The 15,647-nt window shown below is 56.0% G+C and carries 15 protein-coding genes; 12 read left to right on the forward strand and 3 right to left on the reverse strand.

Annotated elements, in window-relative coordinates:
* The first annotated feature begins 11 nt into the window (after window positions 1-11).
* Together nuoM and nuoN are read left to right on the forward strand one after the other, a co-directional pair.
* Window positions 12-1,541 carry an NADH-quinone oxidoreductase subunit M gene (gene nuoM, locus BM427_RS15425; protein ID WP_090122943.1) on the forward strand — a complete coding sequence of 510 codons (1,530 nt, stop codon included), beginning with the start codon at window positions 12-14 and terminating at the stop codon, window positions 1,539-1,541.
* A gap of 6 nt (window positions 1,542-1,547) precedes the next feature.
* A complete protein-coding gene (nuoN, locus tag BM427_RS15430; protein WP_090122945.1) occupies window positions 1,548-3,005 on the forward strand; it encodes an NADH-quinone oxidoreductase subunit NuoN in 1,458 nt (485 codons plus the stop codon).
* A 66-nt stretch (window positions 3,006-3,071) separates the two neighbouring features.
* Here nuoN and BM427_RS15435 read toward each other — a convergent pair whose 3' ends face one another.
* Both BM427_RS15435 and rbn read right to left on the reverse strand, forming a co-directional pair.
* Window positions 3,072-4,097, reverse strand: coding sequence for a chemotaxis protein (locus BM427_RS15435; RefSeq protein WP_090122947.1), 1,026 nt, complete (start codon window positions 4,095-4,097; stop codon window positions 3,072-3,074).
* Between the two features lie 76 nt (window positions 4,098-4,173).
* Complete coding sequence (gene rbn / locus BM427_RS15440; RefSeq protein ID WP_090122949.1) at window positions 4,174-5,091, reverse strand: ribonuclease BN; 918 nt, start codon at window positions 5,089-5,091, stop codon at window positions 4,174-4,176.
* Between the two features lie 66 nt (window positions 5,092-5,157).
* Between rbn and BM427_RS15445 the strand changes: the two genes are divergently transcribed.
* The 8 genes from BM427_RS15445 (at window position 5,158) to menE (ending at window position 13,077) form a co-directional block, all read left to right on the forward strand.
* Complete coding sequence (locus BM427_RS15445) at window positions 5,158-5,619, forward strand: GNAT family N-acetyltransferase (RefSeq protein ID WP_090122950.1); 462 nt, start codon at window positions 5,158-5,160, stop codon at window positions 5,617-5,619.
* A 53-nt stretch (window positions 5,620-5,672) separates the two neighbouring features.
* On the forward strand, window positions 5,673-5,978 hold the full coding sequence (gene elaB / locus BM427_RS15450) for a stress response protein ElaB (protein ID WP_090122952.1): 306 nt from the start codon (window positions 5,673-5,675) through the stop codon (window positions 5,976-5,978).
* 87 nt (window positions 5,979-6,065) lie between these two features.
* Entirely contained in the window at window positions 6,066-7,364 is a 1,299-nt protein-coding gene (menF, locus tag BM427_RS15455; RefSeq protein WP_090122954.1) for an isochorismate synthase MenF, read from the forward strand.
* 71 nt (window positions 7,365-7,435) lie between these two features.
* Window positions 7,436-9,106: a 2-succinyl-5-enolpyruvyl-6-hydroxy-3-cyclohexene-1-carboxylic-acid synthase gene (menD, locus tag BM427_RS15460; protein WP_090122956.1), complete on the forward strand. Its 1,671-nt coding sequence runs from the start codon at window positions 7,436-7,438 to the stop codon at window positions 9,104-9,106.
* The gene (gene menH, locus BM427_RS15465; RefSeq protein WP_090122958.1) at window positions 9,103-9,879 is read left to right on the forward strand and encodes a 2-succinyl-6-hydroxy-2,4-cyclohexadiene-1-carboxylate synthase; all 777 of its coding nucleotides are present in this window, start codon (window positions 9,103-9,105) and stop codon (window positions 9,877-9,879) included. The genes menD and menH overlap by 4 nt, the downstream gene beginning before the upstream one ends.
* Complete coding sequence (gene menB, locus BM427_RS15470) at window positions 9,876-10,733, forward strand: 1,4-dihydroxy-2-naphthoyl-CoA synthase (protein ID WP_090122960.1); 858 nt, start codon at window positions 9,876-9,878, stop codon at window positions 10,731-10,733. The genes menH and menB overlap by 4 nt, the downstream gene beginning before the upstream one ends.
* The gene (gene menC, locus BM427_RS15475; RefSeq protein ID WP_090122962.1) at window positions 10,733-11,698 is read left to right on the forward strand and encodes an o-succinylbenzoate synthase; all 966 of its coding nucleotides are present in this window, start codon (window positions 10,733-10,735) and stop codon (window positions 11,696-11,698) included. Before menB ends, menC begins: the two co-directional genes overlap by 1 nt.
* Window positions 11,695-13,077: an o-succinylbenzoate--CoA ligase gene (gene menE / locus BM427_RS15480; RefSeq protein WP_090122964.1), complete on the forward strand. Its 1,383-nt coding sequence runs from the start codon at window positions 11,695-11,697 to the stop codon at window positions 13,075-13,077. Before menC ends, menE begins: the two co-directional genes overlap by 4 nt.
* A 115-nt stretch (window positions 13,078-13,192) precedes the next feature.
* On the opposite strand, the gene nudI is transcribed toward menE, so the two are convergent.
* The gene (gene nudI, locus BM427_RS15485; protein WP_090122966.1) at window positions 13,193-13,618 is read right to left on the reverse strand and encodes a nucleoside triphosphatase NudI; all 426 of its coding nucleotides are present in this window, start codon (window positions 13,616-13,618) and stop codon (window positions 13,193-13,195) included.
* A 171-nt stretch (window positions 13,619-13,789) separates the two neighbouring features.
* Here nudI and BM427_RS15490 point away from each other — a divergent pair, with 171 nt between their 5' ends.
* Both BM427_RS15490 and BM427_RS15495 read left to right on the forward strand, forming a co-directional pair.
* On the forward strand, window positions 13,790-14,332 hold the full coding sequence (locus BM427_RS15490; protein WP_090122968.1) for a YfaZ family outer membrane protein: 543 nt from the start codon (window positions 13,790-13,792) through the stop codon (window positions 14,330-14,332).
* 92 nt (window positions 14,333-14,424) lie between these two features.
* Window positions 14,425-15,621, forward strand: a complete 1,197-nt coding sequence (locus BM427_RS15495; RefSeq protein WP_090122970.1) for a nicotinamide mononucleotide deamidase-related protein YfaY — start codon at window positions 14,425-14,427, stop codon at window positions 15,619-15,621.
* Window positions 15,622-15,647: the final 26 nt, after the last annotated feature.

The following is a 15,647-nucleotide window of genomic DNA, read 5'->3' on the forward strand; positions in this document are numbered from 1 at the left end:
CATACACCGCCATGTTATTACCCTGGCTAATACTAATCCCCTTTATCGGCGGCTTTCTCTGCTGGCAGACCGAACGCTTTGGCGTGAAGGTGCCGCGCTGGATCGCTCTGATCACCATGGGACTGACGCTGGCGCTTTCCCTGCAACTCTGGATGCAGGGCGGCTACTCTCTTACGCAATCCACCGGTCTGCCTGCCTGGCAGGAAGAGTTTAAACTGGCGTGGATCCCACGCTTCGGCATCAATATTCATCTGGCGATGGATGGTTTGTCGTTGCTGATGGTCGTGCTGACCGGTTTCCTCGGCGTGCTGGCGGTACTCTGCTCCTGGCGTGAAATCGAGAAATATCAGGGCTTCTTCCATCTTAACCTGATGTGGATTCTGGGCGGCGTTATCGGCGTGTTCCTTGCCATCGACATGTTCCTGTTCTTCTTCTTCTGGGAAATGATGCTGGTGCCGATGTACTTCCTGATTGCACTGTGGGGCCACAAAGCCTCCGACGGGAAGACGCGTATCACGGCTGCAACCAAGTTCTTCATTTATACCCAGGCCAGTGGTTTGGTGATGTTGATTGCCATCCTGGCGCTGGTAGTGGTGCACTATAACGCGACTGGCGTCTGGACATTCGACTATGAAGACCTGCTGAAAACGCCGATGTCCGACCACGTCGAATATCTGCTGATGCTTGGCTTCTTTATTGCCTTCGCGGTGAAAATGCCGGTGGTGCCACTGCACGGTTGGTTACCGGATGCGCACTCGCAGGCACCGACCGCAGGCTCTGTTGACCTGGCGGGGATCCTGCTGAAAACTGCGGCCTATGGTTTGCTGCGCTTCTCGCTGCCTTTGTTCCCGAACGCTTCCGCTGAGTTTGCGCCTATCGCCATGTGGCTGGGGGTCATCGGTATTTTCTACGGTGCGTGGATGGCATTCACCCAGACGGATATCAAACGCCTGATTGCGTACACCTCGGTGTCCCACATGGGCTTCGTGCTGATTGCTATCTACACCGGCAGCCAGCTGGCCTATCAGGGCGCGGTTATCCAGATGATTGCGCACGGTCTCTCTGCGGCGGGTCTGTTTATCCTGTGCGGTCAGTTGTACGAACGCCTGCATACTCGCGACATGCGTATGATGGGCGGGTTGTGGAGCAAGATTAAATGGTTGCCGGCGCTGTCGATGTTCTTTGCTGTTGCCACGTTGGGTATGCCAGGTACCGGTAACTTCGTCGGTGAATTCATGATCCTCTTCGGCAGCTATAAGGTTGTGCCGATGATCACGGTGATTTCCACCTTCGGTCTGGTTTTCGCATCGGTTTACTCACTGGCAATGCTGCATCGCGCCTACTTCGGTAAAGCGAAAAGCGAACTGGCCAGCAAGGAACTGCCGGGGCTGTCACTGCGCGAGCTGTTTATGATCTTGATCCTGGTTGTGCTTCTGGTACTGCTTGGCTTCTATCCGCAGCCGATTCTGGATACTTCGCATGCCGCGATGGGTAATATCCAGCAGTGGTTTGTTAACTCTATTACTACTACAAGGCCGTAAATCGCCATGACAATTACTCCACAACACCTGATTGCGCTGCTGCCGCTGCTGATCGTCGGATTGACGGTGGTGGTTGTGATGCTATCCATTGCGTGGCGACGCAATCATTTCCTCAATGCCACGCTGTCGGTCATCGGTCTGAACGTCGCGCTGCTCTCCCTGTGGTTTGTTGGGCAGGCGGGAGCAATGGATGTGACACCGCTGATGCGCGTCGATGGTTACGCCATGCTCTACACAGGGCTGGTGCTACTGGCGAGCCTCGCCACCTGCACCTTCGCCTATCCGTGGCTGGAAGGGTATAGCGACAACAAAGAAGAGTTTTATCTGCTGGTACTGATTGCCGCGCTGGGCGGCATTCTGTTGGCTAACGCCAACCATATGGCCGCGTTGTTCCTTGGTATTGAACTGATCTCCCTGCCGCTGTTCGGACTGGTAGGTTATGCCTTCCGTCAGAAACGTTCGTTGGAAGCCAGTATCAAGTACACCATTCTGTCTGCCGCAGCCTCTTCTTTCCTGCTGTTCGGTATTGCACTGGTGTACGCACAAACCGGGAACCTGGCATTTGTTGCTATCGGTAAGAGCCTCGGTGAAGGCATGCTGCAGGAGCCGCTGTTGCTGGCGGGTCTGGGCCTGATGATTGTTGGTCTCGGTTTCAAACTCTCGCTGGTGCCATTTCACCTATGGACGCCGGACGTTTATCAGGGCGCGCCTGCGCCAGTTTCCACCTTTCTGGCGACCGCCAGCAAAATTGCCATCTTTGGCGTGCTGATGCGTTTGTTCCTCTACGCGCCGGTTAGCGACAGTGAAGCCGTTCGTGTGGTACTGGGTCTTATTGCCTTTGTTTCCATCATTTTCGGTAACCTGATGGCGCTGAGCCAGACCAACATCAAGCGTCTGCTCGGTTTCTCTTCCATCTCGCACCTCGGTTATTTGCTGGTGGCGTTGATTGCGTTGCAGAGCGGCCGGATGTCGATGGAAACCGTTGGCGTTTATCTGGCTGGTTACCTGTTCAGCAGCCTCGGCGCGTTTGGTGTGGTGAGCCTGATGTCCAGCCCATATCGCGGCCCGGATGCAGAATCGCTATATTCCTATCGCGGTCTGTTCTGGCACCGTCCTATTCTCTCGGCGGTTCTGACGGTGATGATGCTGTCGCTGGCCGGTATTCCGATGACCTTAGGCTTTATTGGTAAATTCTACATCCTTGCTGTCGGCGTTGAGGCGCACCTGTGGTGGTTGACGGGCGCGGTGGTGGTCGGTTCAGCGATTGGTTTGTATTACTACCTGCGCGTGGCGGTGAGCCTCTATCTGAGTGCTCCGCAGCAACTGAACCGCGATGCGCCCTCCGACTGGGCCTACAGCGCTGGTGGGATTGTGGTGCTGATCTCTGCGTTGCTGGTATTACTGTTGGGTATTTACCCGCAGCCGTTGATCAGTATCGTACAGCTAGCGCTGCCGATGATGTAACCGCGTACAGCGCATAAAGAAAAACCGCCGGGCTGCAAACCCGGCGGTTTTTTTATGGTGCAGAAATTATTTCGCCAGTAACGGTTGTGAAGCAACCTGATGGTGGCTGATCAGCGGGCCGCGTACGTTATTGGCGGCACGGTCAAGCACTTCCTGAATAACTGCCGAAAGCTCGTTGATTTCGAACTTCGCAACATAGCCATCGGCCTGCACTTTACGTACGTGATCTTCGTTCGCGCTACCGGAGAGTGACGAGTGGATCACCACCGGAATGTTCTTCAGGCGCGGATCGGTTTTAATCAGACGCGTTAAAGTAAAACCGTCCATTTCCGGCATTTCAAGATCGGTCAATACCATGGCGATCTTATCGCTAACCGGTACACCTTCACTGTCGGCCTGCTGCGCCAGAATCTGGATTTTCTCCCACGCATCTTTGCCGGTGATATGCATGTCGGTCGGAATTTCCATCGAGTTAAGGCCTTTCTCCAGCATGGCGCGTGCAACTTTGGAATCTTCCGCCACAATCGCCACCGAGCCCGGTTTCAGATGGAATTTCTTGTCCGGCACATGATCGCCATGAACGTCGTGATCCGCAGGTACAATGTCATACAGGATCTGCTCAACATCCAACACCATCGCCAGATTGTTGGTGTCCTTATCGTCATCCAGGCAGGCAATACTGGTGATATAACGACCGTTGATCGCTTTCTCAGCCGTATGCACTTGTTTCCAGTCCAGGCGAATGATGTTATCTACTGACTCCACCGCAAAGGCCTGTACGCTACGGGCATATTCTGTGATCAACAAAATATTGAGACCGGTCGTGGGCTTGCAGCCCGCAACCGCTGCCAGGTCAATCACTGGGATCACCTGGTCGCGAATATTGACCATCCCCAGTAAGGGCGGCTTCATTCCGGCAGGGCGAGTGAAGGTGGGCATCGGCACAATTTCACGCAATTTAAACACGTTGATGCCAAACAGCTCTGATTTCGTGGAATCTAACGATCTGCCGAGACGAAACAGCAACAGCTCAAACCGGTTCGACAGAGTAAGATTCGCCCTGTCATCGATGTCTTTCTGGAAATTGTCCATCATGCCCTCAATAGAATATGCCTGCGTATATCTATTATCGGCATGTAGGGAAAAAAATAGAGTGCCTAAATTAAAATCAAATGTGAACTAGCGCAAAATCTTCAGCCAGAGTCGTTTGCGCAAAGAGTGACTGGCATTCGGCCAGCACTGCCTGGCTACCTTTCTCGTCATAACGTGAACTGAGGTGTGTTATCACCAGCCTGCCTACGCCCGCGTTCAGCGCCAGTTGCGCGGCCTGCCGCGTTGAACTGTGGCCGCGGCTATTCGCTTTCTCCTCCATCGCACTTTCCAGTGTAGCTTCATGTACCAGCAGATCCACACCGTGCGCCAGTTCAAGCGATGCAGGGCAGGGAGAGGTATCGCCAAAAATCGCCAGCTTTTTCCCCGGCTCTGCCGGAGCAAGATAATCAGTACCGCACAGCGTGCGGCCATCTTCCAGCGCCACCGTTTCACCCGCTTTTAATTTCTGAAATAGCGGTCCTGGCGCTACGCCTGCGGCGGCCAGCGCGGCCGCATCCAGTGCGCCGGGCTTATCATGCTCCTCAATACGATAACCGTAGCACTCCACCGGGTGCGCCAGCAGATAAGCTGTAACTTTGCGTAGACCGTCATCCACCACCGGCCCGGCCGTAATTTCATGGATTGTCAGCGGATAGTCGGTCCATGAACCGCTCAGCCGTAAGGTTGTTTCCACAAACTCGCGAATGCCTTGCGGGCCATAAATATCCAGCGGCCGAACATTCCCGGCCATCGAGCGGCTGCACAGTAACCCCGGCAGACCAAACAGATGATCGCCATGCAGATGAGTGATAAAAATTTTGTCCAGCTTGCCTGGATGGAACGCTGTGCGTAGCATCTGGTGCTGCGTGCCTTCACCGCAATCAAACAACCAAAGCCCTGCGCGGGTTGGGTGCTGTAAATTCAACAGCATCGCGGTTACGTTACGTGTGCGCGTCGGGACGCCAGCGGAGGTGCCAAGGAAAATCAGTTCCACAGTTATGCTCTGCCCAAATCACAAAAAAATGAGTATAACGGGATGATAACAAATAAGGAGCAAGAGATGATCAACTGGCAAGACCTGCATCATTCTGAACTTACTGTCGCTGGACTCTACGCCGCGCTGAAGCTGCGCTGCGAAGTGTTTGTTGTGGAGCAAACCTGCCCTTATCTGGACGTGGATGGCGATGATCTGATAGGAGAAAACCGACATATCCTCGGCTGGAAAGGGGAGCAACTGGTGGCGTATGCGAGGATTCTGAAAAGTGATGATGATCTATCACCCGTGGTGATTGGCCGGGTGATCGTCAGTGCTCAGGTCAGGGGGGAAAAACTGGGCTACCAGCTAATGGAACGCGCCGTGAATTCCTGTGAGCAACATTGGCCGCAGCGGGCGCTCTACCTGGGAGCACAGGCACATCTGCAATCTTTTTATGCACACTTTGGCTTTCAGCCAGTGACGGATGTTTATGATGAAGATGGCATTGCGCATATCGGAATGGCGCGGGAGATCTGCCAGGCGTAACCCGCAGTGTTTGTCTATAGTTAGCGGACAGGTGCATAACATGGAGACAAACGATGTCATACCACTCTTATGATTCAAACATTGATGACGACCTGACCCTGCTGAGCGAAACGCTGGAAGAAGTCCTTCGCTCCTCGGGCGACCCTGCCGACCAGAAGTACATCGAACTCAAAGCCCGCGCCGAGCAGGCGCTGCATGACGTGAAGAACCGCGTCAGTCGCGCGTCGGATACCTACTACTATCGGGCGAAAAAAGCGGTCTATCGCGCCGACGATTATGTTCATGAAAAACCATGGCAGGGTATTGGTGCCGGCGCTGCTGTCGGTCTGGTACTCGGCCTGCTACTGGCCCGCCGATAACGTTTCACTTCCCCTCCCTGGAACGGGGTACTGTTATTACGCTAAGTACCCCGTATACTATGTGGTTTTTAACAGGGAGGGGCTCGCGTGCTTTCTATTTCCTCTGCGCTTGGCGACCTGTATCGCCGCTTGACCGAGCGTTTTCCCCGGTCGCCTGGTTTTCAGTTTTTTGATGTGCCTTTCCCGTTAAATGACGCTTTCGATCCGCTGGCATGGGTTGCCAGTCAGTCTGTCTGGCCACAATTTTACTGGCAGCAGCGTAGCGGCGACGAGGAAACTGCCGCGCTTGGTGCACTCTGCCGCTTCTCATCGTTACCTCTCGCGCAACAATTTTTATACCCCTTACCAGAGGATGTTCGTATCTGGGGGCTTAATGCTTTCGATCCTTCGCAGGGATCGCTGTTTTTGCCACGCCTTGAGTGGCGTCGTGAAGGTGGACGAGCGATGTTACGGCTCTACCTCTACAGCGATACCTCACTGCATGACGATGCTGAGCGCGCTGTTGAGTTTTTGCAGGCGCTCTCGCCTTTCACCCCGCTTGCCATCCTGAAACAGCAACCATGCCTTGTGCAGCGCCATTACCCGGAGCGTGACGCGTGGAAGAGCCTGATTGCGCAGGCGCTGGGGACGCTCGAAAGTGCGGCGCTCGATAAAGTGGTGCTCGCCCGGGCGACCGATTATTGCTATGCAAATGCCGTGGATGCGGCTTCGCTGATGGCTGCCAGCCGCCGCGTTAATTACCACTGCTTCCACTTTATGATGGTCTTTGATGCACATAACGCCTTTTTAGGATCGCCACCGGAACGGCTATGGCGGCGACGCGGCAATGCACTGCGCACTGAAGCGCTGGCCGGAACGGTGGCGGGTCATGATGACGATCTTCAGGCGCAACGTCTGGGTGCCTGGCTGATGAATGACGATAAAAATCAGCGGGAAAATATGTTGGTGGTGGAAGATATCTGCCAGCGTTTGCAGCAGCAGACGGCTGCTCTCGATGTGTTGCCACCACAGATCGTCAGGCTGCGTAATGTTCAGCACCTCCGGCGTTGTATCTGGAGCGATTTACAAACGCCCGACGACGCATTATGCCTGCAACTGTTACAGCCGACAGCCGCCGTTGCTGGCTTACCGCGCCGTGCCGCGTGGGACTTTATTCAGCGCCACGAACCGTTCGCCCGTGAATGGTATGCCGGTTCGGCGGGATATTTATCCCGTCAGCAGAGTGAATTCTGCGTCGCGTTACGCTCAGCAAAAGTCAGCGGCAGCACCGTTCGACTGTACGCCGGAGCTGGCATTGTGCCCGGATCGGACGCTGAGCAAGAATGGCAGGAAATCGACAATAAAGCGGCTGGCCTGCGATCTTTATTAGAACTTACGCACGCATAACCGATTCATATCAAAATTAAATTTTTTCTGACTATTTATACTGAACAGCAATATTGATACCGGACAAATTCATGTCAATCAGTTCATTTAACCGACGCTGGGCGACGGTGATCCTTGAGGCCCTTACCCGTCATGGTGTCAGGCATGTTTGTATCGCCCCCGGTTCGCGTTCCACCCCATTAACGCTGGCGGCAGCGGACAATAGCGCTTTTATTCATCATACGCACTTTGATGAGCGCGGTTTAGGGCATCTTGCGCTGGGACTGGCGAAAGCGAGCAAAGAGCCTGTCGCGGTTATCGTGACGTCTGGTACGGCGGTGGCAAATCTCTATCCCGCACTGATCGAGGCCGGGCTGACTGGCGAAAAGCTGGTGCTGCTCACCGCCGATCGTCCGCCAGAGCTGATTGATTGTGGCGCAAACCAGGCTATCCGCCAGCCGGGGATGTTTGCCTCGCATCCTGCTGAATCGCTCGCGTTGCCGCGCCCGTCGCAGGATATCCCGGCCCGCTGGCTGGTATCGGCTATTGATAACGTGCTCGGCTCGCTACATGGTGGGGCGGTACACATAAACTGTCCATTCGCTGAACCCCTGTATGGCGAAATGGATGAAAGCGGTCTTGCCTGGCAGCTGGCGCTGGGCGACTGGTGGCAGAATAATAAACCGTGGCTGCAAACACTGAATAAAATCAGTACAGAAAAGCAGTGTGACTGGTTTTTATGGCGACAAAAACGCGGCGTCATTGTGGCCGGTCGCATGAGTGCGAGCGAAGGTAAACTGCTGGCCGAATGGGCGAAAACGCTTGGTTGGCCATTAATGGGTGATGTTTTATCCCACACTGGCCAGCCGTTGCCGTGCGCCGATCTGTGGCTCGGCAACAGCCGTGCGACAGAAGAACTGGCTCAGGCGCAAATTGTGTTGCAGTTTGGCAGTAGCCTGACCGGTAAAAGGCTACTGCAGTGGCAGGCGACCTGCGAACCACAAGAATACTGGCTGATTGATCATCTACAGGGGCGGCTGGATCCGTCTCACCATCGCGGACGCCGGCTGGTTTCGGATGTCGCCAGTTGGCTGGCGCTACATCCTGCGGAGCCGCGCGCGCCCTGGTGCGTGGAACTGCCTCAGCTCTCCGCGCAGACGTGGGCCAGGGTCGCGGCGCAGCGTGAAACCTTTGGCGAAGCGCAGCTTGCGCACCGCATTGCCGATTATTTACCGGAACAGGGGCAGCTTTTTCTTGGCAATAGCCTGGTTGTCCGGCTGGTGGATGCACTCGGGCAGATCCCGGCAGGTTATCCCGTATTCAGCAACCGCGGCGCCAGCGGCATCGACGGTTTGTTATCAACTTCAGCAGGCGTGCAGCGCGCCAGCGCCCGCCCGACGCTGGCAATGGTTGGCGATCTTTCCGCCCTCTACGATCTGAACGCGCTGGCGTTGTTGCGCCATGTTCCAGCACCATTTGTCCTGCTGGTGGTGAACAACAACGGTGGACAAATCTTTTCTCTGCTACCGACACCGTCCGCCGAGCGTGAGCAGTTCTATCTGATGCCGCAGAACGTGCATTTTGACCACGCGGCAGCAATGTTCGGTCTTGATTACCATCGTCCGGAAAACTGGGAAGCGCTGGCGCAGGCGCTATCTGGCGCGTGGCATAAATCGGGCGCTACGTTGATTGAACTGGTGGTCAACGACACGGATGGTGCGCAGACGTTGCAAACGCTGCTGGCGCAGGTGAGCCAGCTGTGATGCTGCATGGGCTTGCTCTCCCCGCCGACAGGCCACAGCCGTGGCTGGTGTTTTTGCACGGCTTTTCCGGCGATAACCGCGAGTGGCAAGCGGTCAGTGAAATGCTGACTGCGTTCCCCCGGCTTCTGCTCGATCTGCCTGGGCATGGTGGTTCCGCCGATCTCTCTGTGACTTCGTTCGATGACATGGACGCGCTGCTGCGGGTAACGCTTACTCGTTACAACATAAAAAAATACTGGCTGGTAGGTTATTCGCTGGGCGGGCGGGTTTCGATGTATCACGCCTGCCAGCATCCTGCCGGTTTGTGTGGTGTCGTGGTAGAAGGTGGGCACCCAGGATTGCCTGATGAAAGCAGACGCCACGAACGTCTGGGATCGGACAGACAATGGGCGGCGCGTTTTCGTCAGCAGCCGCTGGAGGTTGTCTTTGATGCCTGGTACCGGCAACCGGTTTTTGCCTCGCTCAGCGAGCCGCAGCGCGCGGCGCTGGTCGCATTGCGCAGTCGGAACAATGGCGCAACGCTTGCCACTATGCTTGAAGCAACATCGCTGGCGCAGCAACCCGATCTTCGTAGCCTATTACGGACACTTTCCATTCCTGTTCATTATTTATACGGTGAATATGACAGTAAGTTTCAGATGCTGGCGACGCAAGTCACCGGCCACTGTCACGCCATTCCTGCCGCCGGGCACAACGCGCACCGGGAAAATCCCGCAGCCGTTGCTGACATCCTGGCGCGAATTCTGCGTCTTGAGATAAAGGGCACACTATGATCTACCCAGATGAAAGCATGCTTTACGCGCCGGTTGAGTGGCGTGACTGTTCCGAAGGCTACACCGACATTCGTTACCAGAAATCTGCTGACGGGATTGCCAAAATCACCATCAATCGTCCGCAGGTGCGCAATGCGTTCCGTCCGCTGACGGTGAAAGAGATGATCCAGGCACTGGCCGATGCGCGTTATGACGACAGCATTGGCGTTATCATTCTGACTGGTGAAGGTGACAAAGCATTTTGTTCCGGTGGCGATCAGAAAGTGCGTGGTGATTATGGTGGCTATCAGGATGACTCCGGCGTTCATCATCTTAACGTGCTCGATTTCCAGCGCCAGATCCGTACCTGCCCGAAACCGGTGGTGGCGATGGTGGCTGGCTATTCTATCGGCGGCGGCCATGTGCTGCACATGATGTGCGATCTGACCATTGCGGCAGAAAACGCGATTTTCGGCCAGACCGGTCCGAAAGTCGGCTCCTTTGATGGTGGCTGGGGCGCGTCTTATATGGCGCGTATTGTCGGGCAGAAAAAAGCCCGCGAGATCTGGTTCCTCTGCCGTCAGTATGACGCGCAACAGGCGCTGGATATGGGGCTGGTGAACACGGTGGTGCCGGTGATGGAGCTGGAGAAAGAGACTGTGCGCTGGTGCCGAGAAATGCTGCAAAACAGCCCGATGGCGCTGCGTTGCCTGAAAGCGGCGCTGAATGCTGACTGCGACGGTCAGGCGGGTCTGCAAGAGCTGGCGGGCAATGCCACCATGTTGTTCTATATGACCGAAGAGGGCCAGGAAGGGCGCAACGCTTTTAACCAGAAACGTCAGCCCGATTTCAGCAAATTCAAACGGAACCCATAATGCGACAGGCGCAACTTTACCGTTGGCAAATTCCGCTCGATGCGGGCGTCGTGCTGCGTGAGCGGCGCCTGAAAACCCGCGACGGGTTATTTGTCCATTTGCAGGTCGACGGGCGCGAAGGATGGGGAGAGATCTCCCCACTGCCGGGCTTTAGTCATGAAACGCTTGACGAGGCACAACAGTCGGCAATCAGCTGGCTGTGCGGCTGGCGTGAAGAGAAAACGTTATCGCTGCCCGAGCAGCCTTCGGTGGCGTTTGGTTTAAGTTGTGCGCTGGCGGAACTGTGCGGTGAGTTACCGCAACAGGCAGACTATCGGGCCGTCATGCTGTGTACTGGCGATCCAGACGATCTCTTCGCTGCACTGGCTGCTTTACCGGGTGAAAAAGTGGCGAAAGTGAAGGTCGGGTTATACGAAGCGGTGCGCGATGGCATGGTGGTTAACCTGCTGCTGGAGTCGATCCCTGATTTATGCCTGCGCCTGGACGCCAACCGTGCCTGGACACCGCTAAAAGCGCAGCAGTTCGCCAAATATATAAACCCGGAATACCGTTCGCGCATCGCTTTTCTCGAAGAGCCATGCAAAACCCCCGCAGAGTCGCTGGCCTTTGCCCGCGAAAGCGGAATCACTATCGCCTGGGATGAAAGCCTGCGCGATGATGATTTTCAGCTTACGCTGCAGCAAGGATTGGGTGCTGTGGTGATCAAACCTACGCTGACCGGCAGTTTGCAGCGGGTACAACAGCAGGTTGCCGCTGCCAAAGCGCTAGGGCTGACGGTGGTGATCAGTTCGTCCATTGAATCCAGCCTTGGCCTGACGCAACTCGCGCGTATCGCCGCCTGGCTGACGCCCGGCACCCTTCCCGGGCTGGATACCTTACAACTGATGCAGTGCCAGCTCCTGCGCCGCTGGCCAGAAAGCGATTTACCCTGTTTACAGGCAGAGGTACTGGAACCCCTACTATGACCTTTACGGACTGGCCCTGGAGGCACTGGCGGCAGGTTCGCGGTGATCAGATAGCCGCCCGCCTTGAACAACAGACTCTGAACTGGCGCGAACTGTGCGCACGTATTGATGCGCTGGCCAGCGGTTTTGCGTGCCAGGGAGTAAACGTCGGTGATGGCGTGATGTTGCGGGCGCGTAATCATCCGGATACGCTGCTGGCGTGGCTGGCACTGTTGCAGTGTGGCGCGCGGGTGCTACCGGTGAACCCGCAACTGCCCGCCGTGTTGCTGGATGCACTCTTACCACAGCTGACGTTGCGCTTTGCGTTGGATTTAGATGCTGGCGTCGACTGGCCTGCTCTGGAGGCGCTGGCGCTTCATGAACTCGCTGGCGAGCATGCGGTGGTGTGGCAGCCGAAGCGTCTGGCATCCATGACCTTAACTTCCGGCTCCACCGGCCTGCCGAAAGCGGCAGTGCACACGTTTCATGCTCACCTCGCCAGCGCCCAGGGCGTGCTGGCGTTGATTCCCTATGCTGACAATGATGACTGGCTGCTATCGCTGCCGCTGTTTCACGTTTCCGGGCAGGGGATTTTGTGGCGCTGGTTGCTGGCCGGAGCACGGATCGCCGTACAGCCTGCATTGCCTCTGGCACAGGCGCTGGTCGATTGTACGCATGCTTCGTTGGTGCCGACGCAACTGTGGCGCTTACTCAACGATAGCGCGTCGGTATCGTTGAAATCGGTACTGCTGGGCGGCGCAGCGATCCCGGTAGCGCTGACGCAGCAGGCGCGTGAGCGTGGTATTCGCTGCTTTTGCGGTTATGGCCTGACGGAGTTTGCCTCAACGGTCTGCGCTAAAGAAGCAGACGGCGCGCCAGATGTCGGTTATGCCCTGCGCGGACGCGAAGTGAAAATTGTTGGTGAAGAGGTCTGGCTGCGAGCGGAGAGCATGGCGTCAGGGTACTGGCGTGACGGTGAGCTTCTGCCTCTGGTGAACAGTGAGGGCTGGTTTGCCACCCGCGATCGTGGGATGCTCAACGGTGGTTGCCTCACTATCCGTGGTCGGCTGGATAACCTTTTCTTCAGCGGCGGAGAAGGGATTCAGCCGGAAGAGGTGGAACGCGTGATCGCGCGTCATCCACAGGTTCAGCAGGTTATGGTTGTGCCGGTTGATGATGCTGAGTTCGGCCAGCGTCCACTGGCTGTGGTGGAGTGTGAGGGCGGCGTTGATGCGGCTGCGCTGTCAGCGTGGGTGAGTGATAAACTGGCTCGTTTTCAGCAGCCGCTGCGCTGGCTGGAGATGCCTGCTGAGCTGAAAAATGGCGGGATCAAAATCTCGCGGCGCGCGGTGCTTCAGTGGGCGAATGCCACAGTGAATGGCACGGTGCGATCGGCATAAGGCGGCGTTAATGAACATGGTGCATTGCGGTACTGCAAAAGGGGTTCAAGCCCGACGATGTAGTAAAACTGACCGGGCTCCGGCTGACGTGGTTGAGCAGGCCAGTCATTGAGGTTTACAGCACTCTTTTCAGGGTGAGTGTCCTGCGGGTGGCGTCGTTGAGATCGTAACGATGCAGGTCCGCAGGCTTCACCCACGCAAAATCCTGAAACTCGTCATTGATGCTGACTTCACGGTTGGCGCTGATGCAGTCAAAAATCAGGTAAATCATGTAGATCTGCTCTTTCGTGCCGTCGGGGTAGGTTTTCATCCGCGTATCATCGCGAAAGGTCCACGGCGTTATCTGGCTTAGCACCAGTTTATCGCCCAACTCTTCGCGGATCTCTCTGCGCAGCGCTTCTTCAATCCGCTCACCTGGCTCTACACCGCCACCCGACAAAGCCCACTGGCCAGGAAAGACGCCACGGTCATCGGCCATTTTACATATCAGGTAGGCGCCGTCATTTTGAATCAGCGGGCAGACAATTGTCCGTTGTCGCATTGTTATCTCCTTGATAATAATGAAAATAAAGCACGGCATTATAGCACGCCGCGGCGCAGAAAAAGTGAGCGGCTTAGCGCATTATCCCTTTTTTATTGATGATGCGAAAAGAAAAATAGGCATATAATCAGCAGCTTTGGGAAATTGGTTTGAAATGTGCGGATATCAAAAATGAAAAAAGTGGCTTTATTAGGATTAGCCAGTCTGCTGCTGGCATCTGCTGGTGCCCAGGCTGTGAGTTTGAATGGTCAGCTTGGTAAAAACTACAGCAACTTAGGTTTCGGTCTTGGTACTGAAACCAGCGGTATTGCCGTAACCGGCAACTGGGCGCACAGCGAAGATGATGGTGAAGTCGCCGGTCTCGGTCTGGGTTATAACCTTCCACTGGGGCCGTTCCTGGCGACGGTCGGCGGTAAAGGCCTTTACATCAGCCCGGATTCCGGTAGCGACGGTTACGCCATTGCGGTCGGTGGCGGCCTGCAATGGAAAATCGCCAGCAGCTTCAGCCTGTTCGGCGAATATTATTACTCGCCGGATTCGCTCTCCAGTGGTGTGAAAGCGTATCAGGAAGCGAACGCGGGTGCGCGTTATACCATCATGCGCCCACTGACCGTTGAAGCCGGTTATCGCTATATCGATATGACCGGTAAAGAAGGTCATCGTGATAACGCCGTAGCCGATGGCCCATACGTCGGCGTAAGTGCTAGCTTCTGATTCCCCGGCGCGGCGTCGTCCGCGCCAGTTTATTGCCTTTTTGGGCATGCACATGCGTTATAGTGTTTCAACCTCGATTGCTGGAGATAACAATGTTAAACGTGGAGATGCTGTCCACCGGCGATGAAGTGCTGCATGGTCAGATTGTGGATACCAACGCGGCATGGCTGGCGGACTTTTTCTTTAATCAGGGACTGCCGTTAACGCGCCGCAACACCGTCGGCGATAATCTCAATGATCTGGTTGCCATTCTGCGTGAACGCAGCGAACACGCGGATGTGCTGATTGTAAACGGTGGTCTTGGGCCAACCAGCGACGATCTGAGTGCGTTGGCGGCGGCAACGGCCAAAGGCGAAGAACTTGTTCTGCACAAAGCCTGGCTGGCGCAAATGGAGCGTTTTTTCAGTGAACGTGGCCGCGTGATGGCACCCAGCAACCGCAAACAGGCGGAAATACCGGCCAGCGCGGAATTGATAGATAATCCGGTCGGCACCGCATGCGGCTTTGCGGTACAGTTCAACCGCTGTCTGATGTTCTTTACTCCCGGCGTACCGTCTGAGTTCAGAGTGATGGTCGAGCATGAAATCCTGCCGCGTCTGCGTGCGCGCTTTACGCTGCCAGAGCCGCCAATTTGTCTGCGTCTGACCACCTTTGGCCGCTCAGAAAGCGATCTGGCGCAAAGCCTGGCGCACCTCGAATTACCAGAAGGCGTAGTGATGGGCTACCGCTCATCGATGCCGATTATTGAACTGAAGCTGACCGGTCCGGCGGAGCATCGCGCGGCAATGGAAACCATATGGACACAGGTGAAACGTGTTGCCGGAGAGAGCCTGATTTTTGAAGGTACTATCGGCTTACCGGCGCTGCTTGCCACGCGGCTGCGCGAGCGTCAGCTCAGCCTGACCCTGAGCGAGCAGTTCACCGGTGGTCTGGTCGCGCTGCAACTTTCCCGGGCCGGTGCGCCGTTGCTGGCCAGCGAAGTATTGCCGTCGCAGGCGGAAGCACTGGCGCAAAGCGCACGCTGGACGACCGAACTGCGCAACCGGCATCTTGCCGGGCTAGCGCTGACCGTTACTGGCCTGGAAGAGGATCACCTTAACTTTGCGCTTGCCACGCCGGAAGGGACGCAGGCGCTGCGGGTGAATTTCAACACCAATCGCCATGGCCTGGTAGTGCGCCAGGAAGTGTGTGCGATGATGGCGCTCAATATCCTGCGCCGCTGGCTGGAAGGTAAAGATCTGGCCAGCGATCACGGCTGGATCAATGTCGTCGAAACCCTGTCGGTGTAATTCCGAAAGAAAGGGTAACGGCTCGC

The sequence above is a fragment of the Kosakonia arachidis genome, from assembly GCF_900116535.1.
Taxonomy (GTDB): Bacteria; Pseudomonadota; Gammaproteobacteria; order Enterobacterales; family Enterobacteriaceae; genus Kosakonia; species Kosakonia arachidis.

Bases quoted from the DNA above. Each gene is read 5' to 3' on its own strand.
- nuoM (WP_090122943.1), top strand. From the start codon at position 12: ATGTTATTACCCTGGCTAATACTAATCCCCTTTATCGGCGGCTTTCTC.
- nuoN (WP_090122945.1), top strand. From the start codon at position 1,548: ATGACAATTACTCCACAACACCTGATTGCGCTGCTGCCGCTGCTGATC.
- BM427_RS15435 (WP_090122947.1), bottom strand. From the start codon at position 4,097: ATGGACAATTTCCAGAAAGACATCGATGACAGGGCGAATCTTACTCTG.
- BM427_RS15445 (WP_090122950.1), top strand. From the start codon at position 5,158: ATGATCAACTGGCAAGACCTGCATCATTCTGAACTTACTGTCGCTGGA.
- elaB (WP_090122952.1), top strand. From the start codon at position 5,673: ATGTCATACCACTCTTATGATTCAAACATTGATGACGACCTGACCCTG.
- menD (WP_090122956.1), top strand. From the start codon at position 7,436: ATGTCAATCAGTTCATTTAACCGACGCTGGGCGACGGTGATCCTTGAG.
- menB (WP_090122960.1), top strand. From the start codon at position 9,876: ATGATCTACCCAGATGAAAGCATGCTTTACGCGCCGGTTGAGTGGCGT.
- menC (WP_090122962.1), top strand. From the start codon at position 10,733: ATGCGACAGGCGCAACTTTACCGTTGGCAAATTCCGCTCGATGCGGGC.
- menE (WP_090122964.1), top strand. From the start codon at position 11,695: ATGACCTTTACGGACTGGCCCTGGAGGCACTGGCGGCAGGTTCGCGGT.
- nudI (WP_090122966.1), bottom strand. From the start codon at position 13,618: ATGCGACAACGGACAATTGTCTGCCCGCTGATTCAAAATGACGGCGCC.
- BM427_RS15490 (WP_090122968.1), top strand. From the start codon at position 13,790: ATGAAAAAAGTGGCTTTATTAGGATTAGCCAGTCTGCTGCTGGCATCT.
- BM427_RS15495 (WP_090122970.1), top strand. From the start codon at position 14,425: ATGTTAAACGTGGAGATGCTGTCCACCGGCGATGAAGTGCTGCATGGT.